Below are 26,678 nucleotides of genomic sequence, written 5' to 3'. Positions count from 1 at the left end.
TGGAATATCCACGATCCTCCCGTTCATTTGTCATGTTTTTGGAGGATAAGAATGCCTGCGCGTGAGCCGATTGTATAAACGGCGTACAGCCAGAACACAAGTCGGTAAATGCGTTCGGACAAGGTCAGCTTTTGTGATAGGGTTCGCGCCCTTAAAAAACCGCTGAAGCGATTTTGTCGGCGGAAAAACAGTGACAAACGGTCTAGGTCAGCAGGTTCGCGGCCTACACGGGAATTCCAGCTTTCTTACACAATTTACGCACAGGTTTATCCACAGCCCGTACGTTGCAACACCCCTTAAAACGCATTATCTTGTAGCACGGCGAAAACAGAGACCCTACATGTAGGGTTTTCACCTGAAAAGCCCAACCACATTTCAGAGCTGAAACTCAAGCGATTTATGGCCAGTTTCAGCTTGAACACAGCAAGTTTTTCGAAGACCAGACCGCACTCGCGGATGGCACCGTTTTTATAGCTCCGAACGGGCAAAACGGTATGGGTGTTGCAGTCATAACTGTCACCTGAAAGGAATCCGGTTCGAGCATGTGCTCGCAACCAAAAACTTCGGCAAGGATGCGGCGTCGTAGCCTTTTTCCTACTGCTCCGAAGTTGTGAATGCCGACTCTCGTCGGTAGTAGTGCTTCGGGACAGAACGGTGAGCACCATGATGGTGCCCAAACAAACATAGAGAATGTGGAGACAATCCCTCATGCAAACCGACACAACTCGCGAGAACCCGCAGGGCACCTTGCCGCAGGCCGCCGATTCGAATTCGGATCTGGCAGCCACCGCGCCTGGTCAACTGCGCGTGATCAAGCGTAATGGCACTGTCGTTCCTTACACCGATGACAAGATCACCGTCGCTATCACCAAAGCGTTTCTCGCAGTTGAGGGCGGCACCGCTGCCGCTTCGTCGCGAATCCACGACACCGTTGCCCGCCTGACCGAACAGGTCACCGCGACCTTCAAGCGTCGCATGCCTTCGGGCGGCACCATCCACATCGAAGAAATCCAGGACCAGGTCGAACTGGCCCTGATGCGTGCCGGTGAGCAGAAAGTCGCTCGCGACTACGTGATCTACCGCGACGGTCGTTCGAAAGAACGCGCTGCCCACGCCCCGGCCGAAGAAGCCGTCAACGCGCATCCGTCGATCCGCATCACCCGTGCCGACGGCAGCCTGGCGCCGCTGGACATGGGTCGCCTGAACACCATCGTCACCGAAGCCTGCGAAGGCCTGGCTGAAGTCGACGGCGACCTGATCCAGCGCGAAACCCTGAAAAACCTGTACGACGGCGTGGCCCTGACCGACGTCAACACCGCTCTGGTGATGACCGCCCGTACCCTGGTTGAGCGCGAGCCGAACTACTCGTTCGTGACCGCCCGCCTGCTGATGGACACCCTGCGTGCCGAAGGCCTGAACTTCCTGGAAGTGACCGAGAGCGCCACTCACCACGAAATGGCCGACCTGTACGCCAAGGCCTTGCCGGCTTACATCGCCAAAGGTATCGAGTTCGAACTGCTGAACCCTGTGCTGGCCACCTTCGACCTGGAAAAACTGGGCAAGGCGATCAACCACGAGCGCGATCAGCAATTTACCTACCTGGGCCTGCAGACCCTTTACGACCGTTACTTCATCCACAAGGATGGCGTGCGTTTCGAACTGCCGCAGATCTTCTTCATGCGCGTGGCCATGGGCCTGGCGATCGAAGAGAAGAACAAAGAAGACCGTGCGATCGAGTTCTACAACCTGCTGTCCTCGTTCGACTACATGGCTTCGACTCCGACCCTGTTCAACGCCGGTACCCTGCGTCCTCAGCTGTCGAGCTGCTACCTGACCACCGTGCCGGATGACCTGTCGGGCATTTACCACGCGATTCACGACAACGCCATGTTGTCGAAATTTGCTGGCGGCCTGGGCAACGACTGGACCCCGGTCCGTGCGCTGGGTTCGTACATCAAAGGTACCAACGGCAAGTCGCAAGGCGTGGTTCCGTTCCTCAAAGTCGTGAACGACACCGCTGTAGCCGTTAACCAGGGTGGCAAGCGCAAAGGCGCTGTGTGTGCTTACCTGGAAACCTGGCACATGGACATCGAGGAGTTCATCGAACTCCGCAAGAACACCGGTGATGATCGTCGTCGTACCCACGACATGAACACTGCCAACTGGATCCCTGACCTGTTCATGAAGCGCGTCTTCGATGACGGTCCGTGGACCCTGTTCTCGCCATCCGAAGTACCGGATCTGCACGACCTGACCGGCAAGGCTTTCGAAGAGCGTTACGAGTACTACGAAGCGCTGTCCCAGTACCCAGGCAAGATCAAGCTGTTCAAGACCATCCAGGCCAAAGACCTGTGGCGCAAAATGCTGTCCATGCTCTTCGAAACCGGCCACCCATGGCTGACCTTCAAAGACCCTTGCAACCTGCGTAGCCCGCAGCAGCACGTCGGCGTGGTTCACAGCTCGAACCTGTGCACCGAGATCACCTTGAACACCAACAAGGACGAGATCGCGGTCTGCAACCTGGGCTCGATCAACCTGCCGAACCACATCGTCGACGGCAAGCTGGACACCGTTAAACTGCAACGCACCGTGAACACCGCCGTGCGCATGCTCGATAACGTGATCGACATCAACTACTACTCGGTACCGCAGGCGAAGAACTCCAACTTCCGCCACCGTCCGGTGGGTCTGGGCATCATGGGCTTCCAGGACGCTTTGTACCTGCAGCACATCGCCTACGGCTCCGACGCTGCCGTCGAGTTCGCCGACAAGTCGATGGAAGCGGTCAGCTACTACGCCATCCAGGCCTCTTGCGACCTGGCTGACGAGCGCGGCGCTTACGAGACGTTCCAGGGTTCGCTGTGGTCCAAAGGCATTCTGCCGCTGGATTCGCAACAGATCCTGATCGAACAACGTGGCCAGAAGTACATCGACGTTGACCTGAACGAATCCCTGGACTGGGCACCGGTTCGCGCCCGTGTACAGAAAGGCATTCGTAACTCCAACATCATGGCCATCGCACCGACCGCAACCATCGCCAACATCACTGGCGTATCGCAGTCGATCGAACCGACCTACCAGAACCTGTATGTGAAATCGAACCTGTCGGGCGAATTCACCGTGATCAACCCGTACCTGGTTCGCGACCTCAAGGCGCGCGGTCTGTGGGACTCGGTCATGATCAACGACCTGAAGTACTACGACGGTTCGGTTCAGCAGATCGAGCGCATCCCGCAAGAGCTCAAAGAGCTCTACGCAACTGCGTTCGAAGTGGACACCAAGTGGATCGTTGACGCGGCCAGCCGTCGTCAGAAGTGGATCGACCAGGCCCAGTCGCTGAACCTGTACATCGCCGGCGCATCGGGCAAGAAGCTGGACGTCACCTACCGCATGGCTTGGTACCGTGGTCTGAAAACCACCTACTACCTCCGTGCCCTGGCCGCGACCAGCACCGAGAAGTCGACCATCAACACCGGCAAGCTGAACGCTGTTTCCAGCGGCGGCAACCACGGTGAAGATTCGGTCCTGGCTGCTCCTGCCGGTCCCGCTCCAGTGCCGAAGGCTTGCGCGATTGACGAGCCGGATTGCGAAGCTTGCCAATAAGCTGAGCTGAATCAGGCGTTGCGAAACGCCTGATTCCTCCAGGCAAAAGAAAACCCCCGACAGACTTTTGGTTTGTCGGGGGTTTTGTTTTTTGGGGTTGGGGCATATCCGTTGCTGCGGAGGTAGCCGCTGGCGGCCTCGCTCTTACCGCGACTCACTTTTCCAAACACCGGAATGCCGATGGGGCAGAAGATCAAAAGCCAGATCAAGAGCTAAGGCCAGATCAAGAACCCCTCACCCTAGCCCTCTCCCAGAGGGAGAGGGGACTGACCGAGGTGTTTGGGAGAGATACGCCGACCTGAAAAAACAAAAGCCAAACACCCGCCCCTCACCACTCAACACAATGAGCGTTAGCTCGAGTGCAGCTCTTGATCTGAAGGCCCGTCGGGAGGCTGAGCGTAGGGGTTCATCCGGGGAAGACATCGAAAGGAGGTGCAGCGAAGCAAACCGAAATCGATGCCCCGGATGGATCCCGGAGCGAAGGAACCCCGAGCCCCAGCGAGCGGGCCGAACGTCAGGGCAAAGCCTTTTGGGTTACCTTTTCGGCGTCTGGAAAAGGTGACTCGCCGTAAGGGCGAAACCCTAAGCAGCCCTAACCACAGCAACGGATAAACACCCAAAAACCAGCAAAAATCACCCACAAAAAAGCCCCTCAAAAAGAGGGGCTCCCTGTACAGCCAATACCCAGAATCAAGCCATCTGAATAATGGTCTGCATAATCGTGCTCTGAGTCGAAATCGTTTTCGCGTTCGCCTGATAGTTCGATTGACCCTTGATCAGATCAACCAGCTCATTGGTCAGGTTAACGTTCGACTCTTCCAGAGAGTTGGACTGAATGGAACCCAGAGTACCGGTTTCCGGAGCGTCGTAACCCGGGATACCCGAAGCAAAGGTTTCTTTCCAGCTAGTACCACCAACAGCCTGCAGACCCTGCTCGTTGGTGAAGCTGGCCAGCGCAACCTGGCCGATGGCCTTGTTCTGATTGTTGCTGAAGTTGGCGAACAGAGTACCAGTGCCGTCGATGGTCAGGTTTGTGATCTGGCCAGTGGCGTAACCATCCTGAGTCGGAATCGTACGCGAGTTGTCCGCGTTGTACTGGGTAGTCTTGGCCATCGAAATGGTCACACCAGCCGGGTTGGCAGCTGCGCCGTTGGGCGTAAAGACACCGTTGGTCACCGTGCCCGGCCTCCAGCTTTTCAGCGTCAGGTCGCTGCTGATGATCGGATCGGCCGGATCTGCCGGGTTTGGTGTGCTGACCTGAGTCAACTTGCCTGCAGAGTCAAAGGTCAGGGTCGATGCCACTGGCGGAGTGGTTTTTGGATCGCTACCCGTTGCATCCGGGTTACGACCGTCAACCAACGTGTATACCTTCCAGGTGTTTTCGCCCGTCTTCACCACATACTGATCCATGTCGTGTTTGTTGCCCTGCGTATCATAGATCGGGGTGCTGAACGACTTGGTGTAGGTCTCGACCTTGGACGGATCGAATATGACGGCGTTGGCGCCAGTATCAACGATCACGGGGGACGAAGAGTTCAGGTTGATGCTCGATCCCACGGCCGAAGTCGACTTCGGTGCCAGGTTCGAGGTGTCGATTTTCAGGTCGGTCAACACACCGTTGATGACCTTGCCGTTGGCATCCACGCCGTAACCTTGCAGGCGCGAGGTGTAATCGGTGTTGGTGATGAAACCGGCGTCATCGACCTTGAATGTACCGGCACGGGTATAGGAGATCGAGCCGTTATTGCTCATGGTGAAGAAACCCGAGCCGTTGATGCCCATGTCCAACACGTTGCCGGTGTTGCTGATGTCACCCTGGGTGAACTGCTGCGAAACGTTGGCCAGGCGCACACCGTTACCGATGACCTTGCTGCCGGTGCCCAGTTTGGTCGCCGAGTAGACGTCTTCAAACTCTGCACGGGAAGATTTGAAACCGGCAGTCGCGACGTTGGCGATGTTGTTGCCGGTCACGTCCAGTTGTTTGTTGGCTGCATAGAGACCGCTAAGGCCGATATTGAAAGACATATTCCACTCCTTTGTGCCGGTTAGTCGGCTCTATATACCAATGGTTTGTACTTTGGACAGGGCGACGCTGCCCTTGCCGGCCAGGTTGAGCATCAGCTCGCCGCCGGTCTGGCTGATCGTCACGCTGTTGACGGTGGCCGGCAGGTAAGTTGCCAGGTCCGTCGCGGCGCCGTTGATCGGTGCGTTGGCCTTGAAGGTGTAAGTACCGACGGGCACCACGGTGCCGCTGGTGTCCTTGCCATCCCACGTGAAACTGGCGGCGCCAGCGGCGCGGCTACCCAGGTCGATGGTGCGAACCGTTTTGCCGTCCTTGTCGGTGATCGTCACGGTGCCTTCCGCGATGGACGATGGCACGGTTACCGAACCAGTCATGCCTTTGGTCGGGTCGTCGAGCTGTGCGGTATTGGTCTGCACAATCACGTTGCGGCCAACCAGAGACGACGCCTGCAACGCTTGCGACGAGTTGTAGTTGCCGGCCAGCCCGCTAACGGTGCTGTTGAGCGTGGTAATGCCTTCCAGGCTGCTGAACTGCGCCAACTGCGCAACGAATGCGCTGTTGTCCTGCGGATCGAGCGGGTTCTGGTTTTTCAGCTGGGTGACCAGCAGCTGCAGGAACGCATCCTTGCCCAGGGCTTGACCGCCGGTGGCGCTGTTGGTGGCCGAAGCAATGCCACCAGTGGTCGAACTGGTGCTCTTCGAAGAGTTCGCCAGGATGTCGTTCATGCTGAGGCCGCTGGTGGTATCGGTAACGCTCATGACAGTCGCCCCTTATTACTGACCGAGGGTCAGTACCTTCTGCATCATGGTTTTGGCGGTGTTCATCATTTCGGCGTTGGTCTGGAAGGACCGGCTCGCGGAGATCATGTCAGCCATCTCTTCCACCACGTTGACGTTCGGGTAGTAGACGTAGCCCTTGCCATCGGCAGCCGGATGGTTCGGCTCGTAGCGCGCTTCGAGGTTGCTCTGGTCTTCGACCACGCCGAGCACCTGCACACCTTGACCAGCAGCGTCCTGGTTCTGGAACAGCGAGTTGCTGCCGCCGCTCTGGCCGCCCTGGAACATGGTGGCGAATACCGGGTGACGGGCACGGTAGGTCTGGTCGATGCTCGACGAGACGGTTTCGGCGTTGGCGATGTTCGATGCCACGGTGTTCAGACGCGTGGTTTGTGCGCTCATGCCGCTGCCGGCAATGTTGAAAACGCTGGACAGGGACATGGATTACTCTCCGCGCAGGGCTGAAACCAGCCCTTTGAATTTGCTGTTGAGCAGGGTGAAGCTGGCCTGGAAGCCCACGGCGTTTTCCGCGTAGTTGGACTGCTCAATCTGGGCGTCAACAGTGTTCTGGTCGATCGACGGTTGCATCGGCGTGCGATACAGCAACGATTCGTCACCATTGCCCAAACCTTCAGCTTCGATGTGACGGCTGTTGGTCATGTTCAGGGCGAAGTGGCCACCGCTTTTGGTTTTCTCGGTCTGTGCTTCCAGCACTTTGGAGAAGTCCAGATCCCGAGCCTTGTAGTTCGGGGTATCGGCGTTGGTGATGTTATTGGCCAGCACTTCAGCGCGCTGGGCGCGGAAGCCCAGAGCCTTTTCGTGAATGCCGAGCGCTTTATCGAAGCTGATGCTCATGTCGGGAACCTTCAGGTGACCGGTTTTTCGTAACTGAGCTTTAGCAAGTGGCGTGCCAATGCAAGAAACACCCGTAAACCGGGGCCTTGCGGGCTATCGGCAATGCGGCAATGCCAGAAAAGCGGCAACCGCTTTCCGCCAGATGCCGCTTTTCTGCCGCTTGCCCCTGCCTTTACCGAATACCCCGGAACTGGTCTCAATCTGTAGGAGCTGCCGAAGGCTGCGATCTTTTGACTTTGTTTTTTAGAAACAAGATCAAAAGATCGCAGCCTTCGGCAGCTCCTACAGGGAATTGGCGCCTGGGAGATTATTCGGCACAAAAAAACGGGAGCCCCTGAGGACTCCCGTTCTTGTGACGCCGATGTCAGTTACTTCGCCTGGTAAATGATCCCCGGGCTGCACTGAACCATCTGGTAATGGTCCGGCAAACCGTTCAGCGCTTCGGAAGCACCGAGGAACAGATAACCGCCCGGCTTCAACGTGCTGTGGATGCGCAACAGAATGTCTTTCTTCACTTCAGCCGAGAAGTAGATCAACACGTTGCGGCAGAACACGATGTCGAACTTGCCCAGCGCTGCATAGCTGTCGAGCAAGTTGAACGAGCGGAATTCCACCCGGTTCTTGATCGGCGCCTTGACGGCCCAGCGACCCGGCCCTTTCGGGTCGAAGTAACGTTGCAAGCGATCAGGCGACAAGCCACGACCGATTGCCAGGCTGTCGTACTCGCCGGTCTTGCAGTTGTTCAACATGAGACCAGACAGATCCGTGGCAACGATCTGCACGCCCATCTTCAACTGGCCGAGATTGCTGCGCTCGAACTCGTCGATCGACATCGACAGCGAGTACGGTTCCTGACCCGAGGAACACGCCGCCGACCAGATCCGCAGACGCTGGTTGGGAGCGGCCTTGATGGCTTCGGGCAGCACCTTGTTCTTCAAGACTTCAAACGGATAGGTGTCACGAAACCACAGGGTTTCGTTGGTCGTCATGGCATCGACCACCTGCTCGCGCAAACCGCTGCGCGGCTGGGTCTGGATGCGCTGAACCAGCTCACCCAGGGACTTGATGCCTTGCACTTCCATCAGTTTGTTGAGACGGCTCGAGACCAGGTATTGCTTGTTTTCACCGAGCAAAATGCCACAGGCTTTTTCCAGGAACACCCGGAACTGTTCGAAATCCAAATTACCCGTAGACAATGATGCCGCCTCTTAAATCGTGTTGACCGCCAGGGGCAGAAGGCCCCTAGCTGATATCTGCTGCTTTGATCCGGTCGACTACCCGGGATGCCAGGTCATCAGGACGGAATTTGGCCAGAAAGTCATCGGCACCGACTTTCTTGACCATCGCCTGATTGAACACTCCCGACAACGAAGTATGCAGGATGATATGAAGCTTTTGCATGCGTGGGTCGCTGCGGATTTCCGCCGTCAGGGTGTACCCGTCCATCTCCGGCATCTCGATGTCGGAGATCATCATCAGGAACTCTTCTTCCGGCTTCTTGCCCTCGTCGACCAGCTTGCGCAGGTAATCCAGCGCCTGCTTGCCGTCGTTCAACGCCACGACTTCCACGCCAACCGTCTGCAGACACCGCGAGACCTGCTTGCGTGCCACCGACGAGTCATCGACTGTCAGCACCCGCAGCGACAACGCTTTGGTCTGGGTCTCGACATCGACCACGCCGACCGAAATCGCTTCCGGCGTCGGTGCGACTTCCGCCAGCACTTTCTCGACGTCGATGATTTCGACTAACTGATTGTCCACCCGAGTCACAGCGGTCAGATAATGATCGCGACCCGTGCCCTTGGGCGGCGGATGAATCTCTTCCCAGTTCATGTTGACGATGCGCTCCACCGAGCGGACCAGGAAACCCTGGGTCTTGGTGTTGTACTCCGTGATGATCACGAACGGGTTGTTCTTGTCTTTCAACGCACCTGAGCCGGTCGCCATTGCCAGATCAAGGATCGGAATGGTCGCCCCCCGAATACTTGCCACCCCGCACACGACAGGACTGGACTTGGGCATCAACGTCAGCGACGGGCATTGCAGCACTTCCCGAACCTTGAACACGTTGATCCCGTAGAGTTGCTGACCGTCAAGACGGAACAACAACAGCTCCAGGCGATTCTGCCCTACCAGTTGCGTGCGCTGGTTCACCGAATCCATTACACCAGCCATGCCAGACTCCTAAACCAACGCCAAGTGTTGTTGCGACGCACATTCATTGCTAAACGGCACGGCGCTTGCTTTTTAACTCGTATGAACGCTCAAACGACATTTTTCCGACGCCTGACATCTTCCCTCCGCAGAGGGCTTTGCGCGGTGTCCGCCATTTATTGCTGTTTCGCTGGCAGCCCTGCCATTGCTGATGCGGTTACCCTGCCTGACATGCTTATCGGCGTCACACAGGGCTTTCTTGAGTTCACCGTAGAAGACTATCTGGCAACCAGTCAAACGGAAGGCCGCTACGAAATCGAAGTGAACCAGCTCGACCCCCGCATGCGCATGCCCATGTGCGACAAGGAATTGACAGCCTCACTGGAGAGTCCGGCACGTCCTTTGGGCCGGGTAACGGTCAAGGTTCGCTGCGAGGGCGCCTCCCCCTGGACCGTGTTCGTACCCGCTCAAGTCCGCCTGTTTCGCGAGATTGTGACCACTACCCGCCCCCTCAAGCGCGCCGGAATTATCGAGCCTCAGGATGTGGTTTTGCGCGAGCGCGATGTCAGCACAATCAACCAGGGTTTTTTGACGTCGGTAGACGACGCGATCGGGCAGAAATTAACCCGACCAACGGTAGCCGATCAGGTCATTACCCTGGTGCATCTGGAACAGGCGGAAGTTGTGCGCAAAGGCGATCAAGTGGTCATCACCGCCCGCAGCGGGACGATGGCCGTGCGCATGCCCGGCGAAGCCTTGGCCAACGGCGGCCTGAGGGAACAGATCCGGGTGAAAAACCTCAACTCGCAACGGGTCATCAAGGCGCAAGTCGTCGCGCCGGGCCAAGTGGAAGTCGCCATGTAGAAGCCCTCGTGAGAAAACTGGCGCGGACCTCGTCGCTTCCTTAAACTGTGCCGCAGCAGGACACGCGCCGGCGCATGCAGACTCATTCGCAAATGGGCCTAAAGTTTTCCAGGGGATAGCCGAAAACATGGCAAGCGTCCAAATTCCCAGAGGTTTTTATCATGGTCATCGATTTCAGCCGTTTGAACAGCTCCTCGTCACTTACGGGCAGTACGCGTACCAGCAACGCCAAGGAAACCGCCGAAAACGGCACCTCAGCGCCGCTGAATACCCCGGCCGAATCGGCCAGTACCGCTAAAAGCGGGGAATCGGTACACCTCAGCAATGAGGCTCAACAGTTGCAGAAGGTCACTGACAAGCTGCGCGATCAACCTGCTGTCGACAAAGCCCGTGTGGCCGAGTTGAAAGCCGCGATTGCCGATGGCAGCTATAAAGTCGACAGCAACCGTGTAGCCAGCAAACTGCTCAACTTCGAAGCCCAGCGCTAGGCCTTCGCCTGCGCCAGGCTTTTGGACGCTTAAAACCCAAGGCCAGCCATGCACGACACTAATTTACTGCAACTGATCAACGACGACTTTGCTCCAGCTCAACAATTGCTGGAGTTACTGCAAACCGAGGCCCTCGCCTTGCACGGTCGCGACATGCCCTTGCTGGAAGAAATTCTGGCGCGCAAACAGGCATTGATCATTCTGCTTGAACAGCATGGCCGCAAGCGCAGCGAAATCCTCGCCAGCCTGAACCTGCCGACTGACCGCACAGGCCTCGAGCAACTGGCCAGCCAGTCGAGCATTGGCGAGCAGTTGATGACGCAGGGCGATGCCCTCACTGACCTCATCAGCCAGTGCCAGGCAGCCAACGCCAAGAACGGCCAGTCGATCCAGATCCAGCAGGCCGCGACATCCAATCAGTTGAAAATTCTCACCGGGGGCGAACCGCCAGCGCTTTATGACGCCAGCGGCACTTTCGCCAGACCCGTCAAGCCGCGCACCTTCAGCCAGGCGTGAGCCATTCGCACTATCAACACGCGGAACATGCTGGCAAAATGCTGGCCATTCATCGTCAAATTTTGTCTGGAGATTGAGAGAACGTGCCAAACGCCCTAAGCGCGGATGATGCTCCGCAGCCACCTAAGGTGCTCACCACGCCCCTGGAAATCTCCAGCAACCTGCGTCAACTGCAAGACAGTCACGACCCGCTGATCATCACGTTCCATGAACGCAGCCAGCGCTTCCAGAGCTACCTGATCAAAGTCGACCGCGACAGCGCCTCGATCGCTCTGGACGAAATGATCCCGCGCGACGGCGAACGCTTTCTGCTCGCCGGTGAACCGTTCAGGGTTGAAGGCTTTCATGATGGCGTGCGCATTGCCTGGGAATGCAACGGTACGCTGAACATCGAAGAATCCGACGGCGACCGCTTTTACACCGGCGAGCTGCCGACCGAAGTGGTTTATCACCAGCGCCGCAACGCGTTTCGCGCAGCACTGAAACTGACCGACCTGGTCAGCGTTGAATTGGGTGGCGAAAAGCTCAAGGCGCCGATCCAGGGCAAACTGCTGGATATTTCCGCCACCGGTTGCAAACTGCGCTTTGAAGGCGACATCACTGACCGGCTGCAACTGGGCCAGGTCTACGACCGCATGATTGCCCCGCCACTGTTCGGCAACCAGCCGATTTCAGTCGAACTGCGTTATCTGCACTTCGAAGAAAAACTCAACATCACCTTCGCCGGCCTGCGTTTCCACAACATCAGTGGCCCGGCCGCGCGCAACGTCGAGCGTTTCGTCTATCAGTTGCAACGTGAAGCACGGCGTTTCGACAAAGACGATATGTGAGTCGTACGCGCAAATAAAAAGGGCAGTCACCTCGCGGTGACTGCCCTTTTTTTTGTCTGCCAAAGGATTGAAGCGCTAGGAAATCCCTGTGGCGAGGGGATTTATCCCGATGGGGCGCGAAGCACCCCAAAAACCATTCAATGCGGTGTAACAGTGAGATCAGGTCAAAAGGATTTGGGCCGCTGCGCAGCCCATCGGGGATAAATCCCCTCGCCACAAAAGCCCGCGCAACTCCCAAATCCTCAGTTGATTGCTCTGCCTTATTCAAGGCCTGGCACCGCTGATATCCGGTGTTGGTTTTTCGCCGTCGTCATCGGGGCTTGCTTCTGGCTCAGATGGAGATTCAGGCTCTGTTTCAGGCTCCGGCTCTGGTTCCGGCGACACCGGATTCTGCATCTGCTCCTGCACCACCTGCTCATCCACTCGCGGATCAAGCGCAGCGACCAGCGGCGAACTCGACATGCTGTCCGGCATCGCCACGTGATGCAGCGGCGCGTCGTCGACCTGATGCAGATTGGTCACCGCTTTCGGGCGGATTCGCCACACCAGCACCAGCGCAAAGAAGCTGAAGAACGCATACAGGCTCTGGCTGCCGAGAAACTTCATCAGCACACCCGCCAGCAATGGCCCGATACTCGCACCCACCCCGTAAGTGACCAGCAGCATCGCCGTCAGCGACACGCGCCGATCACCTTCGACGTGGTCGTTGGAAAACGCCACCGCCAACGGATACAGACAGAACTGCACCAGCGAGCAGAAGAAGCCGACCACGAACAGCACCTCCAACGGCACCTGCGGCATGATCGCCAATGGCAACGCCGCCACCGCAAGGAAACCGGCGAAGCAACGGATCAGCAGCGCGCGGTCATAACGATCAGACAGCCAGCCCAACGGCCACTGCACCAGCAGTCCGGCAAAGATGCAGCTACCCATGAACAGACCGACCTGCTCGGTCGACAGCCCCTGCTGCGACGCATACAACGGTGCCAGACCGTAGAACGCGCCGATGATCAATCCCGCACCGAGCACCGTGCTTAACGACTGCGGCACGCGCTTGATAAAGAAGCGCGGCTCCATCGGTGCCGGATGCAGTGGCGCCGGGTGAATCCGCCGGGTCAGCGTCACTGGCACCAGACACAGGGCAAAGCACAGCGCGACCAGCATCAGCAGTTCCAGACCCAGCCCCGGGTGCATGACCAGAATCAGCTGACCGAGCACCAGCCCCAGGTACGAGGCAATCATGTAGCCGCTGAACACCAACCCACGTTGATTGGCATCAGCCTGCTCATTGAGCCAGCTCTCGATCACCATGTATTGGCACATCATGCCCAGACCGACGATGGTCCGCAGCACCAGCCACGCCGGCAACCAATCGACCATGCCGTGGCCAAGTACCGCCGCACCGACGATCCCGGCACACGCGGAATACGCCCGGATATGACCGACCCGGGCGATCAACCGATGGCCGATCTTGCCACCCAGCACCAGGCCGAAATAGTTGGCCGCCATCAGCGCACCGACCCACAGTCCGTCGACATTCTCGGCGGCCAGGCGCAATGCCAGATAAGTAGACAAAAGGCCCGAGCCGATCAACATCATCAGCGAGGCGAAATACAGCGCTCGAAAGGATTTCCAGATTTGGCGCATCGGCGTTCCGAGCGGCTCCTTGCAGTAAAGATCGGGCTACCAGAACGATAGCCCGGTGACGATGGTACGTCAGGCCTGGGCTGCTAGAACACGCCGTTCCCAGGGAGTTATTTCATCAAAGAAGCTGGTCAATTCCATGGTCTTCGAAGCGATGTAGCCTTCGATGAACTCCTGTCCAAACAGTTCCCTCGCCAATTGACTACGCTTCAGACGCTCAAGCGCGGCGTGCAAGGTACACGGCAGCGAAAGATTGTCCGGCACCGCGAACTCGCCCTGAATCGCTTCGCTCGGCTCAAGCTCATGCTCGATGCCATGCAAACCGGCGGCCAGACTGGCGGCGATCGCCAGATAGGGGTTGGCATCGGCGCCCGGCAAACGGTTTTCCACCCGACGAGCGACCGGCGCACTGGCCGGAATCCGCAACCCGGCCGCACGGTTATCGTGCGACCAGCAGGCGTTGTTCGGCGACGCGTACGGATGGCACAGGCGCTGGTAGGAGTTCACATTGGGTGCAAACAGTGCGGTGAAATCGGCCATGCCGGCCTGCTGCCCGCCGATGAAGTGGCGGAACATCGCGGTCGGCTCACCGTGCTCGTCACTGAAGACGTTTTTACCCGTGGCGATGTCGACGATGCTCTGGTGAATATGCATCGAGCTGCCCGGCGTGTGCGCCAGTGGCTTAGCCATGCACACCACGGTCAAGCCATGCTTGAGCGCGACTTCTTTAAGCAGATGCTTGAACAGGAACGTCTGGTCGGCCAGCAGCAGCGGATCGCCATGCAGCAGGTTGATCTCGAACTGGCTGACGCCCATTTCATGCATGAAGGTATCGCGCGGCAAACCGAGGGCCGCCATGCATTTATACACTTCGCTGAAGAACGGCCGCAGACCGTTATTGGAGCTGACGCTGAACGCCGACAAGCCATCCTCGCGGCGACCATCGAGGCCAACTGGCGGGCGAAACGGTTGGGTTGGATCGGTGTTCGGTGCGAACACGAAGAACTCCAGTTCGGTCGCCACCACCGGTGCCAGGCCGCGCGCCGCGTAACGGGCGATGACTGCCTTGAGCTGGCCGCGGGTCGACAGACTGGAGCTTTCGCCGGTCAGCTCATCGGCATCGCAAATCGCCAGAGCACGTGGTTCGTCGCTCCACGGCAAGCGATGAATCTGGCCTGGCTCGGCAATCAGCGCCAGGTCGCCGTCATCACTGCCGTAAAACCGCGCCGGCGGATACCCCCCCATGATGCATTGCAGCAGCACACCCCGCGCCAACTGCAAGCGCCGCCCTTCGAGGAAACCCTCGGCAGTCATTACCTTGCCCCGTGGTACGCCGTTCAAATCCGGCGTGACACATTCAATCTCATCAATGCCCGTCAGTCGCTGTGCGAGTGAACGCTGGCCATCGGTTGTCATGACGCAATCCTTGTTATTGTGCGAGCCGCGAACGGCGACCCGTACAAAATAGGCTCCGGCTGTTCGCAATATCAAGCAGCGTCAAACAAAATCCCATGCCCCATGTAGGAGCTGCCGCAGGCTGCGATCTTTTGATGTTGCTTTTTCAATATCAAAAGATCGTCCGATCGCGCCCCGAGCCTTCGGCAGCTCACATGACGCAGAGCGGGTGTCAGGGGAGATAGAGACTGAACACTCCGCCACCCAATGGCCCGCCATTGCCGATTTCGGTGCGCCCTTCAACGCCATTGCGCTGATGCAACGCCGCAATTCGATTGGCGAAATACAGGCCTAGCCCGGTGCTGCCGCTGCTGTGATTGATGCCCTGCACGTAGTCGGCCTGACGTTCGAGCATCTGGGCCGGATAACCGTCGCCGTCATCGTTGATGCTTATCACCAATTGTCCGGCCTCGTCGCTTACGCTGATCAGCAACGACTCGCGGGCGTAACGGATGGCGTTATTGATGCAGTTGCCCAACACCGAAGCGACCAATTCGCGATCGAAGAAACCCAGCGGAATCAGCGGATCAACTTCATAGGTCGCGATGATCCCGCGACTGGCGAACACTTCTTGATGCGCCGCCAGTTGCGCCTCGATGAAATCATCGAGTTCGTGGTACGCAGGCTGTAACGGCATCTGGTTGACGCCGAGCTTATACAGCCCGAGCAGTTGCACCAGCATGCCGTTGAGGTGGGCGAACTCGAAGTCGATCACGCCCTGCTCCGAGCCTTCGCGCTGCGCCTGCGGCAGACGCGCCAGCCATTGGCTGTGGGCCTGCATGAGCATGGCCAGCGAGTTCTTCATGTCGTGGACGGTGGAGGCGATCACCGTGGAAAAATCCAGAGCCTGCTCGTCTTGTTTCATTCGCCAAACGCCTTGCTTTTCAGCTTCTGATAACGCGCATGACGCGCGTCGGTGTCGGGCATCAGGCCGACCATTTTCAGGCAGGCCCGACATTCTTCCAGCTCCGCCGACGGCACACTGGTGTCGGTGCCGTGCAGCAGCGACTGGGCCATGTTCAGCGCAATACTGATGTTCTTCGGTTGCATCTTCAGCGCCTTGCGGAACACCTCGCGGGCCTCCACCAGATTGCCGGTCTTGTACACGCGCACGCCCTGACGATTGAGGTCGGCGGCGGCGTTGCTGGAACTGAGGATAGTCGGGTCATCGGTGAGCTTGGCGATGTCTTTCATCACCGCCTGATCGTCGCCGTAGATCTCCGCACAACTCTTGAGCATCGAGTTGCCCGCCTCGGCCTGACCGAGCATCTGCAACTGCTTGGCGACCAGCAGCGCTGCCTCCGGACTCATGAACTGCTCCATGCCGTCGAGGCGCATCATTGCCTGCTCGGTAAGCTTGTCAGCGGTTTCGGCATCATTGAGCAGCAGGCTGGTGGCCTTCATCAGACGCGCCCGAATCTGCAGGCCCGGATCGCTCGGGTTCTCTTTGGCCACAGCGCTGAGCGTGGTGTTGATCTCGAGCCGCGTACGGGTGTCGAGACCGCGCTCACTGCCCTTGCTGATCAAGGCGTGGGCCAGGCCGAGGTTGCTTTCCGCATCCTTGAATCGCGACTGCGCGCCCTGCGCCACGGCCTGACGATAAGCGCGCGAGGCGGTGTCGAAATCTTCGTTGGCCATCGCCAGTTTGCCCAGCAACGCCTGTCGACGCACCGCCAGCGGCGACAACCGGATCGCCTCTTCCAGCACCCGCTGCGCGCCTTTGGTATCGCCCTCGGCAACCAGCACATCGGCCATGCCGTCATACAGCGACGGCATCAACGGGAACACTTTCAGGGCTTTCTCGTACACGCCTTTGGCTTGTGCAACCTGGCCACGCTTGAACAACAACTTGCCCAACCCGGCAAAAGCCCAAGGCAGCGGTCGATCAGCAATGATGCTGTCGTACAGACGCTCCAGCGCTTCGTTCTGATTCAGGTCGCGCAGCGCATCGGCGCGGTAACGCAGGCACAGCGGCGAATAGCGGATGTCCTGCTTGCACAGGGCGATGCAGGCATTGAGCACCTCGACCGGTTTGCCACGATCGAGGGCTTGCAGAATCGGTTTGAGCAACGTCTTGCGCTGCTCCAGACGCTCAAGGCGCTGAGCCAGACCCGAGCGGTTGAACGGTTTGGTCAGATAGGCATCCGGCTCATGCTCAAGAGCACTAAGCACCATCGCCTGACTGGTCTCGGCGGTCACCATGACGAACACCGCTTCATGGCTGATGAGCTTTTCCACCATCAAGTCTTCGAGGACTTGCTGGCCGTTCTTTTTACCGTCGCCGAGGTGGAAATCCTGCAGGATGAAATCGTAGGACTTCTGCGCACACATCTTCAGCGCCTGCTCGCCGGTGTCCGCCGTATCCACGTCCTTGACGCCCAGTTCGCGCAACATCGAGCGCACGGAACTGCGAAAATCCGAGAAATCATCGACGATCAGAAAACGCTTTTGGTGATACGACAGCATCGAGGATTTCCAGGCAATTGAAGTGAGGGCAATTTCGGGCGCGGAGATGATAGCTGGCGGCAAAATGCTATCAAGCGATTTCACGCGACTTTGAAGTCACCGTTTGTGTTTATCGGCCAGAAGTGGCGTTCCCTGAAGCTCGCGCTTCAAGATTCCTCGCACTGCGATTACTCTGCGCGCCTGCACAACTCTCACTACAAGGCTTACTTCGTGTACATCAAAGGACGCTACATCGTGTCCGCCTGTGCGCTGCTGTTTCTCCAGCAGGCAATGGCGAACGCAATGGACTGCAGCAAAGCGGCGACTGCCGTTGAAACCACTATCTGCGCGAATAAAGGTTTGTATGAACTGGATGCGCAGATGGGGACGGTTTATCGGGGTTTGATGAAGGCTTCTGTCGAGGCACAACCCGAGCTCCAACGTACTCAGCGGCTTTGGTTGAAAGTGCGCAACGATTGCGTTGAAGATGTCGCCTGCCTGGATCAACGCTACCGCGAGCAACTGAAGGTTTTGCATGCGCAGTGGACAGTAGTTGTCGCCCATCAGCCGAGTGGCGTCGATAAACAGGTATTGGATGATCTGCAAAATAGTATTCGGGCAATCAGTAAAAATGATCCGGAGTTTGCCCTGGAACGGGCACTCGCTTCACTGTCGTTAAAAAGCCCTGAAACCACATTTTCTGCAGAGCCGGACGCCGATCAGTATTCTGATAAAACCCACTTCCCGAAAGCCATCCCCAAAGGCGTTTCCCGAGATGAGTGGAAGGCTTTGAGCGCCACTGATTTCGAGGCTGACACCGCACAGGGCCCGACATCATTCACGCTGCTGGATCTGGACAGTGATGGGCAACGTGACCTGATTGTTCAGACCTACAGCGGCGGCACCGGCCTGTTCACTTTCGTTGGAACCTATCGCCGCGTCGGAGACTGGTTCACCCGCAGAACCCAAGCGTCGGAGGGAGAATCCATTGGCGGCGCCCTCTACTCCACCAATGATCGCGGCGCCAACCAGTCCGTGAACTGGATCAGCATTCGCGGCAAGGTCTACGCCGCCTATCGCGACGGTGGGTACGGCATTGATAATGTCTACCTGCTCAATCCGTTGCAGGTAAACCGCGAAGTGCCCACGCTGACGGTTCGCTACCGCTATCGACTCAGCATCCCCCGCATTCAGCGTGATGATGATCACAAAAAAACTTACAAACTGAAGCCGGACCTGCACCGGGCACTTGCCCAAGGCCTGGCCACCGTCGAGGAAGACACTCCCGACACAGGTCAAGAAAGAAAACCCCTCTGTCCCATTCCTGCGTCCGCCACAGACGTCGAGGAATATTACGGCTACGGAGCAGGCTATTACGCCATCGAGCCAGTCGCCGACTTCCCGGTGATCACCGGTGGTGAGTGTTTTATTGCGAGAATGAATAACTTGTTCGGCACCTACAGCGCTAAGGATGGCTTGTACGCGCAAGTAACCGTGCGCAAACCGGGCGAGGCAGAACAAGAGCTCGACTATAAGGTCAACGGCCGTCGGCGCATTACCGAGATAAGCACTTCAATCGGCAAACCCGGAGGTGGCGCTGAGCAATAGTCCCGATGCCTGCACATGAAAAAGCCACGACAACTGACGCTGTGCGGGGCTTTGCTTCATCTGAAATCACCGACTTTTTGAAATCACACCACTCATGTACTGATTCAAATCGCGAAAATCCTTAACCGTCCAAGCGTGCGGCGCCAGCGTTACACCATTCTCTTGCAAGGTCCGCGGGATCAAATCCCCGTTTGGGCGAAGAATTATTGATGACACGATAACGCCCGGATAGGCCTTCAGTCGCTGTTTGAAAGCGGATGTTGTCAGATCAGGCGTAGGTGGATTGCTTTTATCAGCCAGTGGCCCTGTTGCTTTGAGATCTGTCCCGTGGCACATGGCGCACCGCTGTGAATAGAGGTTCTTCCCACTGACATTATCTGCAAAGGATCGCGACGCTTGGATCAGCGATAAAAATCCAAGCGAAACGATGAACAGTATTTTCAGGCCATCCATTGGCAACATCCTTAAACCGTGAATACGAAAAAGCCCCTTCCAGATCATTCTGAAAGGGGCTTTATTTTATCCTGCTGCTGCCGCGCTGCTATCGCAGGGAACGCGGCTGGCAGAAAAGTGGCCAGAAGGCCTGAAATATATGGTGTCCCAGGGCAGGTTCGAACTGCCAACCTTCCCCTTAGGAGGGGGATGCTCTATCCAATTGAGCTACTGAGACACTGAGTTGTCGGCAGCAGACGCTGCGCGACGGACGGCGTGCATGTTAACGGCAGGGCCCCGATTTGTCATGTCGTCCGTAGGGCTTTTTAAGTGTAGGCAAGCGCCTCGCAATGCTGCGGGAAGCTTTACCGTGCATTTTGCACTACCCCAAAACGCCAGCATTGCAGATTGCAACCCGCAACGGTTGAAAAACCCTCTCAAATCCTTGTTTTTAAAGGACTTAACAGCGGTTAGACTGTTGGCACGACGACTGCTTTGTCTGTTCTATAGAAGAACAACCGGAGCACCGTCCCATGAACAGCACTCTCTTGCTTGCAAACGCAATTGCATTCGCGGTTTTGATGGGTTTTCACTTTTTGCCCGAGCGAGCTGCGCCGGAGTCGGTGGCTCAACGCATGCCGCATTACCTGCAGGTGCAAAGAGCTCCGCAGTTGGCGGTGTTAAGCGATCAGCGCGGTTTTGTCCCACAGGCGGTCAGCGAGCCTGAGCAGGCATTGTCAGCTCACGCTACCGAACGTCTGGTTTTTTGAAATATCTTCAGGAGTACAGCATGTCCAAATCAGCTGCAGGATTTCTGATCCTCGCCTTAGTCAGTGGCGTATTGCATTTTTCGCTGTTCGAGGAAACCGAAATCACCCTGCCTCTGGTTGGCTGTGGCGTGTTTGCGGTGTTGTTCGTATTGGCACTGGTGGCCGGGCGCAAATTCAAGTTTGATCCGGTTCTGCGTTGAGTCGGATCAAGTCCAGTAGATGGCTGACCGCGTCAGCCAGGTCACCCGAGTTGTCTATCAGGTAAACAACGTCGTCAGTTGATCGCCTGTCCTTGAACAGAGCGTTGCGAGCCAGCCTCGCATCAATTTGCTCAGACGTCTCACGGCCACGTCTAAGCAGGCGCTCACGCAACACCTCATCCTTGACTGTCAGCAAAATTGGCAACAGCGTCGGATAGCACTCCAGGGCTTGTCGCAGGTTGGCGCGAGAGCCGTTTACCAGCACGTGCCGACCATCCTTGAGCCATTGATCCATTTGCGCAGGAATGCCATAGGCAAGTCCATTGGCCTGCCACGCCAGGGAAAAATCTCCTGCGCGCTGACGTCTTTCGAATTCTTGCGGTGTCACGCCGATCGCATCCTCGCCTACCGATTCGGCCGATCGCGTAATCACCCGGCGTATCACTTCGCAGCCGAGCATGCGCAATGGCTCACGTGCAGCCTCAATCAGGCTGTCTTTGCCGGAACCTGACGGCCCCATCAGATAAATAAGCCTGCCATCCATCTCGAAAACGCCCTCCGGCATGCTTCAGCGCTAGTAAATCGGCAAAATGCCACTATCCTGTATAGATAAGGGACAAGGATCGAAAGCCACATAGCATGCACCTTCTGACGTCTTTGGACATCAACGGTTGTGCGTCAGGAGGCGAACAGCGATGCAACTCAGGACAAAGTTTTCAAACCAGTCCGCATTTCTGATAATTGGTGCTGGCATTAAGCCTTTATCCGGATCAATATTTGTCACAGAATTGACGCCAATGATCTGGCAATTTTGAGGCATGATGCGGGCCTCTTAACAATTCAGGTTGAACCATTTGGCGCAAATGCGTGTCCTACCACACATCCTGCGGCCAATCCCGAGAACCGCTCCCCTGAACTAACCGGTTAAATATATGCGCCCATTGAAACAGGCAATTTATTCCAGCCGTACGGCTGACAAGTTTGTCGTACGTCTGCCAGACGGAATGCGTGAACGCATTGCCGAGGTGGCTCGCAATCATCATCGCAGCATGAACTCTGAAATCATTGCGCGCCTTGAGCAGAGTCTTATTCAGGAAGGTGCATTGGGCGAAGAGCTGAGCATGCGCCTGGACAGCCCTGAGCTGTCGTTGCACGAACGCGAACTGCTGCAACGCTTCCGCCAGCTGTCTCACCGTCAACAGAACGCATTGGTGTCCTTGATTGCACACGACGCCGAAATGGCCGCAGACGCGTCCTGATTCATATCGAACATATCAAGCCAGCATGATTGCTGGCTTTTTTTTGCCTGGGATTTGGCTTGGCAGTTTTTCACAGATATAAAAAAGCCCGCCAATTTGGCGGGCTGTTTCATTGCAGCAGATCAGAGCAGGAAGATTGTTGCCAACCCCAGGAAAATGAAGAAGCCACCACTGTCCGTTACTGCGGTGATCATCACGCTCGCACCCATTGCAGGATCGCGGCCCATCTTCGCCAGGGTCATGGGAATGAATACCCCCATGAGTGCAGCGAGCAACAGATTGAGCGTCATTGCCGCCGTCATCACCACGCCCAGCGACCAACTGCCATAAAGCAGGTAAGCGACTACGCCAATCACCCCGCCCCAGACCAGACCGTTGATCAGCCCGACTGCCAATTCTTTACGCATCAACCGTGAAGTGTTGCCCGTGCTGACCTGATCCAGTGCCATGGCCCGCACAATCATGGTGATCGTCTGATTACCGGAGTTACCGCCGATACCCGCCACAATCGGCATCAGCGCTGCGAGCGCTACCAGTTTCTCGATCGAGCCTTCGAACAAGCCAATTACTCGAGAGGCGACGAACGCGGTGATCAAGTTGATCGCCAGCCAAGCCCAACGGTTGCGCAGTGATTTCCACACGGAGGCGAAGATGTCTTCCTCTTCACGCAGACCGGCCATGTTGAGAACTTCGCTTTCGCTCTCTTCACGAATCAGGTCGACCATTTCGTCGATGGTCAGACGACCGATCAGCTTGCCGGTCTTGTCGACCACAGGGGCGGAGATCAAGTCGTAACGCTCGAACGCCTGTGCGGCGTCGTAGGCGTCTTCGTCCGGGTGGAAACTCACCGGATCGCTGGCCATCACCTCGGCAACCTGCTTTTCCGGATCATTGACCAGCAAACGCTTGATCGGCAGCACGCCTTTGAGCACGCCGTCGTAATCGACCACGAACAGCTTGTCAGTATGACCCGGCAACTCTTTGAGACGACGCAGGTACCGCAGAACCACTTCAAGGCTGACATCCTCACGGATAGTCACCATCTCGAAGTCCATCAGCGCACCGACCTGGTCCTCGTCATAAGACAGGGCCGAACGTACACGCTCGCGCTGCTGGTTATCGAGGCTCTCCATGAGCCCATGGACGACGTCTCGCGGCAGCTCGGAGGCCAGGTCAGCAAGTTCGTCGGCGTCCATGTCCTTGGCAGCAGCCAGGAGCTCGTGATCGTCCATGTCGGCGATCAGCGTTTCACGGACGGAATCGGATACTTCGAGAAGAATGTCGCCGTCGCGATCGGCCTTGACCAGCTGCCAAAGTGTCAGACGATCGTCCAGCGGCAAGGCTTCAAGTATGTAGGCGACGTCGGCGGAGTGCAGATCATCGAGCTTGCGTTGCAGCTCGACCAGATTTTGCCGGTGAACCAGGTTTTCCACCCGGTCGTGATGCGCGCCTTCCTGGCGGTGAGTCAGGTCTTCGACGACCCGTTGGCGCTGCAGCAACTCGACGACCTGAGCCAGGCGGTCCTGCAGGCTTTCCTGTGTTTTCTTTACTTCGATTTCAGACATAGGCGAACTCCACTCCCAGCAGCGGGGCACGCCGGAAGGATCAATCAGTCAATTCATGATTGGAAAAACGGGGTACTGAGTAGCTACTGGGTAAGTCCATGGAGGTTTTCCATAAGCCCCGGCGGGGCTGACGGGCGCAATGATACACCGCCTGACGGTTTAACACGTTAAAAATCGTGGCTGAAACAAGCGCTTGCGAGACAAACCTGAGCGCCATCCTGATCCATGTAAGTGCGACGACTCATCCTGAAAAGAAAACACACCAGCGCAGAAGATTGCAGCGACTACCCTTGAACCAAGATCGTCATGGAGGACATCGAATGCCATCGAAACCATCCCGCTTTTTACTCGCCAGCCTTCTCTGCCTGCCGCCTGCTGGGGCTGCAACCAGCCTCCATCGTTGCGAAGCAACCGACGGAAGCATCACGTTCACGTCAATGAGTTGCGCGAACGGTGAAAAACTTTCAGTACAGGAAGTTCACCCCTACCTCCCCGGATCGGTCGTGGCAATCATGCCGGAGCACAACCACGAAGAAATATCCGGTATGAAAAACACAGGCCGCGAACCGGGCATCGTTGGTCGCACAGAAGACAAATGCGGAAATCTGATCGACGCCAGACAACGCCGCGAAGCAATCATCAATCGACGCGTGATTGCCGGCATGAGTCAGCAGGATGTAGAAAGCGCGCTCGGCAAACCGGACAAGGTGAATATTCGGACATCGACGACAAGCTATCGGTACGACCTCAAACGAGGCCGAAGTGCTCAAGTCGATTTTGATGAGAGAGGATGCGTGAAGGCGAAAGCCAAATCCCGGACAGCAAAAAGCCCGCGTTAAACGCGGGCTTTTCGGTATATGGTGCACTCGACAGGATTCGAACCTGTGACCGCTCGGTTCGTAGCCGAGTACTCTATCCAGCTGAGCTACGAGTGCATTTTGTGTTTTTAGACCAGACCACAACTGGCTGAAACCGAGTTACTTACATTGCTGCAACTAACTCTTAAATGGTGCACTCGACAGGATTCGAACCTGTGACCGCTCGGTTCGTAGCCGAGTACTCTATCCAGCTGAGCTACGAGTGCATTTGTGTTTTTTAGACCAGATCACACCTGGTTGAAGCAAGTCACTTACATTGCTGTAACTGACTCTTAAATGGTGCACTCGACAGGATTCGAACCTGTGACCGCTCGGTTCGTAGCCGAGTACTCTATCCAGCTGAGCTACGAGTGCATTTGTTGCGCCGCATTATAGCCCGTCTAATCTCTATTCCAACCACTTTTTCTAGTAATTTCAACAACTTACCGAAAAAGCCAGATTACGACGTACTAAGCAAATAATGGCGGAGAACGGGGGATTCGAACCCCCGACACCCTTTTGAGGTGTACTCCCTTAGCAGGGGAGCGCCTTCGGCCACTCGGCCAGCTCTCCGCAACACGGGGCGTATATTAACCAGCTTCTTCCCCGTTTGCAAACATAAAAATCGATAAAAATTAATGGCTTGGTTCTTCGTCCTTCTCTTTCTTTATACGCAGGTAAATTTCTTCACGGTGCACGGCAACCTCTTTCGGGGCGTTGACGCCGATACGCACTTGATTTCCTTTAACGCCGAGCACGGTCACGGTGATTTCGCCATCACCGATAATCAGGCTTTCTGCGCACCGACGGGTCAGAATCAGCATACCTTTCTCCTTACGCAATTCAGTTCAGGGACAACAGTCTGCAAAAAAAAGGCACCCGACCTACAACCAGAGCGATCGTAGCCCTACATGCCTGAGTATTGACCAGCGCGAGCAAAAGAACAGATCAGGGCTCGCGCCATTCAAAAAATAAAGGGCGCGGTCAGACCGCGCCCTTCAAGAAGCGGAATTACTCGCCCTGACGGGCCGGAGCATCCAGTTCGAAAGCCGTGTGCAGGGCGCGCACGGCCAGTTCCAGGTACTTCTCTTCAATGACCACGGAAACCTTGATTTCCGACGTCGAGATCATCTGGATGTTGATGCTTTCTTTGGCCAGCGATTCGAACATGCGGCTGGCCACGCCTGCGTGGGAACGCATGCCGACACCGACGATCGAGACCTTGGCAATCTTGATGTCGCCAACCACTTCACGGGCACCGATCTCGCGAGCGGTGTTTTCCAGCACGGTCTGTGCGGCCTGGAAGTCATTGCGGTGCACGGTGAAGGTGAAGTCGGTGGTGTTATCGTGCGCAACGTTCTGCACGATCATGTCGACTTCGATGTTCGCGGCACTGATCGGACCAAGAATCTTGAACGCCACACCCGGGGTGTCTGGCACGCCACGGATGGTCAGCTTGGCTTCATCGCGATTGAAAGCGATGCCGGAAATGATCGGCTGTTCCATGGTTTCCTCTTCATCAATAGTAATGAGGGTGCCCGGACCCTCTTTGAAGCTGTGCAGTACGCGCAGCGGTACGTTGTACTTGCCGGCGAATTCCACCGCACGGATCTGCAACACCTTGGAACCGAGGCTGGCCATTTCCAGCATTTCTTCGAAGGTGATCTTGTCCAGACGCTGAGCCACCGGCACCACACGCGGGTCGGTGGTGTAGACACCATCGACATCGGTGTAGATCTGGCATTCATCAGCTTTCAGCGCTGCAGCCAATGCCACACCGGTAGTGTCCGAACCGCCACGCCCCAGCGTGGTGATATTGCCGTGCTCGTCGACACCCTGGAATCCGGCGACAACAACAACGCGGCCTGCCTTCAGATCACCGCGAATCTTCTGGTCATCAATCTGCAAGATACGCGCTTTATTGTGTGCGCTGTCCGTCAGGATCCGCACCTGATTACCGGTGTACGACACCGCCGGCACACCGCGCTTGATCAGCGCCATGGCCAACAGGGCAATCGTCACCTGCTCACCGGTGGAAACAATCACGTCCAGCTCACGCGGAACCGGTTGACCGTCACCACTGATTTGCTTGGCCAGATCGATCAGACGGTTGGTTTCGCCGCTCATTGCAGACAGCACGACCACCAGGTCATCGCCGGCATCGCGGAATTTCTTAACCTTGTCGGCGACCTGCTCGATTCTCTCGACAGTGCCGACCGAGGTGCCTCCAAATTTCTGTACGATCAAAGCCATTTCAAAGCCGCCTCTGCCCATGAAGGGCGCCCAAATAATCAACTCAAACAGCCGTCGGGCCCGCCACTAGACTGCGGGGCC

At 56.9% G+C, this 26,678-nt stretch carries 25 protein-coding genes and 5 tRNA genes; 10 read left to right on the top strand and 20 right to left on the bottom strand.

Annotation, left to right across the window (positions count from 1 at the left end):
- Positions 1 to 708: 708 nt before the first annotated feature.
- On the top strand, positions 709 to 3,603 hold the full coding sequence (locus ICA16_RS07765; protein ID WP_210554070.1) for a ribonucleoside-diphosphate reductase subunit alpha: 2,895 nt from the start codon (positions 709 to 711) through the stop codon (positions 3,601 to 3,603).
- A gap of 690 nt (positions 3,604 to 4,293) precedes the next feature.
- Here ICA16_RS07765 and flgE read toward each other — a convergent pair.
- From flgE to ICA16_RS07735, 6 genes are all read right to left on the bottom strand, one after another.
- The gene (gene flgE, locus ICA16_RS07760) at positions 4,294 to 5,628 is read right to left on the bottom strand and encodes a flagellar hook protein FlgE (protein WP_210554071.1); all 1,335 of its coding nucleotides are present in this window, start codon (positions 5,626 to 5,628) and stop codon (positions 4,294 to 4,296) included.
- A 30-nt stretch (positions 5,629 to 5,658) separates the two neighbouring features.
- Positions 5,659 to 6,384, bottom strand: coding sequence for a flagellar hook assembly protein FlgD (gene flgD / locus ICA16_RS07755; RefSeq protein ID WP_150616071.1), 726 nt, complete (start codon positions 6,382 to 6,384; stop codon positions 5,659 to 5,661).
- A gap of 15 nt (positions 6,385 to 6,399) precedes the next feature.
- The gene (gene flgC / locus ICA16_RS07750) at positions 6,400 to 6,843 is read right to left on the bottom strand and encodes a flagellar basal body rod protein FlgC (protein WP_042560519.1); all 444 of its coding nucleotides are present in this window, start codon (positions 6,841 to 6,843) and stop codon (positions 6,400 to 6,402) included.
- 3 nt (positions 6,844 to 6,846) lie between these two features.
- Positions 6,847 to 7,257 (bottom strand): flagellar basal body rod protein FlgB, encoded by a 411-nt coding sequence (gene flgB, locus ICA16_RS07745; RefSeq protein WP_150616072.1) that lies wholly within the window; start codon positions 7,255 to 7,257, stop codon positions 6,847 to 6,849.
- A 368-nt stretch (positions 7,258 to 7,625) separates the two neighbouring features.
- Positions 7,626 to 8,453, bottom strand: a complete 828-nt coding sequence (cheR, locus tag ICA16_RS07740) for a protein-glutamate O-methyltransferase CheR (RefSeq protein WP_150604263.1) — start codon at positions 8,451 to 8,453, stop codon at positions 7,626 to 7,628.
- A gap of 46 nt (positions 8,454 to 8,499) precedes the next feature.
- The gene (locus ICA16_RS07735; protein WP_150604264.1) at positions 8,500 to 9,432 is read right to left on the bottom strand and encodes a chemotaxis protein CheV; all 933 of its coding nucleotides are present in this window, start codon (positions 9,430 to 9,432) and stop codon (positions 8,500 to 8,502) included.
- A gap of 81 nt (positions 9,433 to 9,513) precedes the next feature.
- On the opposite strand from ICA16_RS07735, the gene flgA reads away from it, so the two are divergent.
- The 4 genes from flgA (at position 9,514) to ICA16_RS07715 (ending at position 12,109) form a co-directional block, all read left to right on the top strand.
- Complete coding sequence (gene flgA / locus ICA16_RS07730; protein WP_210554072.1) at positions 9,514 to 10,275, top strand: flagellar basal body P-ring formation chaperone FlgA; 762 nt, start codon at positions 9,514 to 9,516, stop codon at positions 10,273 to 10,275.
- 161 nt (positions 10,276 to 10,436) lie between these two features.
- Positions 10,437 to 10,763, top strand: a complete 327-nt coding sequence (gene flgM, locus ICA16_RS07725) for a flagellar biosynthesis anti-sigma factor FlgM (protein ID WP_042560523.1) — start codon at positions 10,437 to 10,439, stop codon at positions 10,761 to 10,763.
- Between the two features lie 48 nt (positions 10,764 to 10,811).
- The gene (locus tag ICA16_RS07720) at positions 10,812 to 11,279 is read left to right on the top strand and encodes a flagella synthesis protein FlgN (RefSeq protein ID WP_042560524.1); all 468 of its coding nucleotides are present in this window, start codon (positions 10,812 to 10,814) and stop codon (positions 11,277 to 11,279) included.
- 83 nt (positions 11,280 to 11,362) lie between these two features.
- Positions 11,363 to 12,109 (top strand): flagellar brake protein, encoded by a 747-nt coding sequence (locus ICA16_RS07715; protein WP_210554073.1) that lies wholly within the window; start codon positions 11,363 to 11,365, stop codon positions 12,107 to 12,109.
- A 264-nt stretch (positions 12,110 to 12,373) separates the two neighbouring features.
- On the opposite strand, the gene ICA16_RS07710 is transcribed toward ICA16_RS07715, so the two are convergent.
- The 4 genes from ICA16_RS07710 to ICA16_RS07695 all read right to left on the bottom strand — a co-directional run bounded on the left by ICA16_RS07710 (position 12,374) and on the right by ICA16_RS07695 (position 17,674).
- Entirely contained in the window at positions 12,374 to 13,756 is a 1,383-nt protein-coding gene (locus tag ICA16_RS07710) for an MFS transporter (protein ID WP_210700343.1), read from the bottom strand.
- A 69-nt stretch (positions 13,757 to 13,825) separates the two neighbouring features.
- Positions 13,826 to 15,067: a glutamine synthetase family protein gene (locus ICA16_RS07705; protein ID WP_191626476.1), complete on the bottom strand. Its 1,242-nt coding sequence runs from the start codon at positions 15,065 to 15,067 to the stop codon at positions 13,826 to 13,828.
- Positions 15,068 to 15,380: 313 nt separating this feature from the next.
- Complete coding sequence (locus ICA16_RS07700) at positions 15,381 to 16,073, bottom strand: sensor histidine kinase (RefSeq protein WP_210554075.1); 693 nt, start codon at positions 16,071 to 16,073, stop codon at positions 15,381 to 15,383.
- Positions 16,070 to 17,674: a tetratricopeptide repeat-containing response regulator gene (locus tag ICA16_RS07695; protein ID WP_210700342.1), complete on the bottom strand. Its 1,605-nt coding sequence runs from the start codon at positions 17,672 to 17,674 to the stop codon at positions 16,070 to 16,072. The genes ICA16_RS07700 and ICA16_RS07695 overlap by 4 nt, the downstream gene beginning before the upstream one ends.
- Positions 17,675 to 17,779: 105 nt before the next feature.
- Between ICA16_RS07695 and ICA16_RS07690 the strand changes: the two genes are divergently transcribed.
- Entirely contained in the window at positions 17,780 to 19,261 is a 1,482-nt protein-coding gene (locus tag ICA16_RS07690; RefSeq protein ID WP_338049915.1) for a lysozyme inhibitor LprI family protein, read from the top strand.
- Positions 19,262 to 19,327: 66 nt separating this feature from the next.
- Here ICA16_RS07690 and ICA16_RS07685 read toward each other — a convergent pair whose 3' ends face one another.
- Positions 19,328 to 19,714, bottom strand: coding sequence for a c-type cytochrome (locus tag ICA16_RS07685; protein WP_411959655.1), 387 nt, complete (start codon positions 19,712 to 19,714; stop codon positions 19,328 to 19,330).
- A gap of 140 nt (positions 19,715 to 19,854) precedes the next feature.
- Positions 19,855 to 19,931: transfer RNA gene (locus tag ICA16_RS07680), tRNA-Arg, on the bottom strand.
- A 295-nt stretch (positions 19,932 to 20,226) separates the two neighbouring features.
- On the opposite strand from ICA16_RS07680, the gene ICA16_RS07675 reads away from it, so the two are divergent.
- Positions 20,227 to 20,463: a hypothetical protein gene (locus tag ICA16_RS07675; RefSeq protein WP_210554077.1), complete on the top strand. Its 237-nt coding sequence runs from the start codon at positions 20,227 to 20,229 to the stop codon at positions 20,461 to 20,463.
- A 20-nt stretch (positions 20,464 to 20,483) separates the two neighbouring features.
- A complete protein-coding gene (locus ICA16_RS07670; protein ID WP_042560533.1) occupies positions 20,484 to 20,663 on the top strand; it encodes a PA3371 family protein in 180 nt (59 codons plus the stop codon).
- Here the strand turns inward: ICA16_RS07670 and phnN are convergent.
- The gene (gene phnN, locus ICA16_RS07665; RefSeq protein WP_210554078.1) at positions 20,638 to 21,207 is read right to left on the bottom strand and encodes a phosphonate metabolism protein/1,5-bisphosphokinase (PRPP-forming) PhnN; all 570 of its coding nucleotides are present in this window, start codon (positions 21,205 to 21,207) and stop codon (positions 20,638 to 20,640) included. The genes ICA16_RS07670 and phnN overlap by 26 nt on opposite strands.
- A 388-nt stretch (positions 21,208 to 21,595) precedes the next feature.
- Between phnN and ICA16_RS07660 the strand changes: the two genes are divergently transcribed.
- Positions 21,596 to 21,922, top strand: coding sequence for an Arc family DNA-binding protein (locus ICA16_RS07660; RefSeq protein ID WP_003178899.1), 327 nt, complete (start codon positions 21,596 to 21,598; stop codon positions 21,920 to 21,922).
- A gap of 122 nt (positions 21,923 to 22,044) precedes the next feature.
- On the opposite strand, the gene mgtE is transcribed toward ICA16_RS07660, so the two are convergent.
- Positions 22,045 to 23,487 carry a magnesium transporter gene (gene mgtE, locus ICA16_RS07655; RefSeq protein ID WP_150592956.1) on the bottom strand — a complete coding sequence of 481 codons (1,443 nt, stop codon included), beginning with the start codon at positions 23,485 to 23,487 and terminating at the stop codon, positions 22,045 to 22,047.
- 320 nt (positions 23,488 to 23,807) lie between these two features.
- Between mgtE and ICA16_RS07650 the strand changes: the two genes are divergently transcribed.
- Positions 23,808 to 24,326 carry a cell envelope protein SmpA gene (locus ICA16_RS07650; protein WP_210700341.1) on the top strand — a complete coding sequence of 173 codons (519 nt, stop codon included), beginning with the start codon at positions 23,808 to 23,810 and terminating at the stop codon, positions 24,324 to 24,326.
- 19 nt (positions 24,327 to 24,345) lie between these two features.
- Here ICA16_RS07650 and ICA16_RS07645 read toward each other — a convergent pair.
- From ICA16_RS07645 to ICA16_RS07620, 6 genes are all read right to left on the bottom strand, one after another.
- Positions 24,346 to 24,422: transfer RNA gene (locus ICA16_RS07645), tRNA-Arg, on the bottom strand.
- Between the two features lie 72 nt (positions 24,423 to 24,494).
- A tRNA-Arg gene (locus ICA16_RS07640) sits at positions 24,495 to 24,571 on the bottom strand.
- Positions 24,572 to 24,642: 71 nt separating this feature from the next.
- Positions 24,643 to 24,719: transfer RNA gene (locus tag ICA16_RS07635), tRNA-Arg, on the bottom strand.
- Positions 24,720 to 24,826: 107 nt separating this feature from the next.
- A tRNA-Ser gene (locus ICA16_RS07630) sits at positions 24,827 to 24,917 on the bottom strand.
- Between the two features lie 62 nt (positions 24,918 to 24,979).
- On the bottom strand, positions 24,980 to 25,168 hold the full coding sequence (gene csrA / locus ICA16_RS07625) for a carbon storage regulator CsrA (protein ID WP_002554426.1): 189 nt from the start codon (positions 25,166 to 25,168) through the stop codon (positions 24,980 to 24,982).
- 187 nt (positions 25,169 to 25,355) lie between these two features.
- Entirely contained in the window at positions 25,356 to 26,597 is a 1,242-nt protein-coding gene (locus ICA16_RS07620; protein WP_042560536.1) for an aspartate kinase, read from the bottom strand.
- Positions 26,598 to 26,678 lie beyond the last annotated feature (81 nt).

It is taken from the genome of Pseudomonas anatoliensis, assembly GCF_017976235.1.
Taxonomy (GTDB): Bacteria; Pseudomonadota; Gammaproteobacteria; order Pseudomonadales; family Pseudomonadaceae; genus Aquipseudomonas; species Aquipseudomonas anatoliensis.
Note: the sequence above shows the minus strand (reverse complement) of the source record. Positions and strands in the feature narration are given on the sequence as shown.

What these genes read in the sequence shown, in the direction of transcription:
- ICA16_RS07765 (WP_210554070.1), top strand. Translation starts at nt 709, where the DNA reads ATGCAAACCGACACAACTCGCGAGAACCCGCAGGGCACCTTGCCGCAG.
- flgE (WP_210554071.1), bottom strand. Translation starts at nt 5,628, where the DNA reads ATGTCTTTCAATATCGGCCTTAGCGGTCTCTATGCAGCCAACAAACAA.
- flgD (WP_150616071.1), bottom strand. Translation starts at nt 6,384, where the DNA reads ATGAGCGTTACCGATACCACCAGCGGCCTCAGCATGAACGACATCCTG.
- flgC (WP_042560519.1), bottom strand. Translation starts at nt 6,843, where the DNA reads ATGTCCCTGTCCAGCGTTTTCAACATTGCCGGCAGCGGCATGAGCGCA.
- flgB (WP_150616072.1), bottom strand. Translation starts at nt 7,257, where the DNA reads ATGAGCATCAGCTTCGATAAAGCGCTCGGCATTCACGAAAAGGCTCTG.
- ICA16_RS07735 (WP_150604264.1), bottom strand. Translation starts at nt 9,432, where the DNA reads ATGGCTGGTGTAATGGATTCGGTGAACCAGCGCACGCAACTGGTAGGG.
- flgA (WP_210554072.1), top strand. Translation starts at nt 9,514, where the DNA reads ATGAACGCTCAAACGACATTTTTCCGACGCCTGACATCTTCCCTCCGC.
- flgM (WP_042560523.1), top strand. Translation starts at nt 10,437, where the DNA reads ATGGTCATCGATTTCAGCCGTTTGAACAGCTCCTCGTCACTTACGGGC.
- ICA16_RS07720 (WP_042560524.1), top strand. Translation starts at nt 10,812, where the DNA reads ATGCACGACACTAATTTACTGCAACTGATCAACGACGACTTTGCTCCA.
- ICA16_RS07710 (WP_210700343.1), bottom strand. Translation starts at nt 13,756, where the DNA reads ATGCGCCAAATCTGGAAATCCTTTCGAGCGCTGTATTTCGCCTCGCTG.
- ICA16_RS07705 (WP_191626476.1), bottom strand. Translation starts at nt 15,067, where the DNA reads ATGACTGCCGAGGGTTTCCTCGAAGGGCGGCGCTTGCAGTTGGCGCGG.
- ICA16_RS07700 (WP_210554075.1), bottom strand. Translation starts at nt 16,073, where the DNA reads ATGAAACAAGACGAGCAGGCTCTGGATTTTTCCACGGTGATCGCCTCC.
- ICA16_RS07695 (WP_210700342.1), bottom strand. Translation starts at nt 17,674, where the DNA reads ATGCTGTCGTATCACCAAAAGCGTTTTCTGATCGTCGATGATTTCTCG.
- ICA16_RS07685 (WP_411959655.1), bottom strand. Translation starts at nt 19,714, where the DNA reads ATGGATGGCCTGAAAATACTGTTCATCGTTTCGCTTGGATTTTTATCG.
- ICA16_RS07675 (WP_210554077.1), top strand. Translation starts at nt 20,227, where the DNA reads ATGAACAGCACTCTCTTGCTTGCAAACGCAATTGCATTCGCGGTTTTG.
- ICA16_RS07670 (WP_042560533.1), top strand. Translation starts at nt 20,484, where the DNA reads ATGTCCAAATCAGCTGCAGGATTTCTGATCCTCGCCTTAGTCAGTGGC.
- phnN (WP_210554078.1), bottom strand. Translation starts at nt 21,207, where the DNA reads ATGGATGGCAGGCTTATTTATCTGATGGGGCCGTCAGGTTCCGGCAAA.
- ICA16_RS07660 (WP_003178899.1), top strand. Translation starts at nt 21,596, where the DNA reads ATGCGCCCATTGAAACAGGCAATTTATTCCAGCCGTACGGCTGACAAG.
- mgtE (WP_150592956.1), bottom strand. Translation starts at nt 23,487, where the DNA reads ATGTCTGAAATCGAAGTAAAGAAAACACAGGAAAGCCTGCAGGACCGC.
- ICA16_RS07650 (WP_210700341.1), top strand. Translation starts at nt 23,808, where the DNA reads ATGCCATCGAAACCATCCCGCTTTTTACTCGCCAGCCTTCTCTGCCTG.
- csrA (WP_002554426.1), bottom strand. Translation starts at nt 25,168, where the DNA reads ATGCTGATTCTGACCCGTCGGTGCGCAGAAAGCCTGATTATCGGTGAT.
- ICA16_RS07620 (WP_042560536.1), bottom strand. Translation starts at nt 26,597, where the DNA reads ATGGCTTTGATCGTACAGAAATTTGGAGGCACCTCGGTCGGCACTGTC.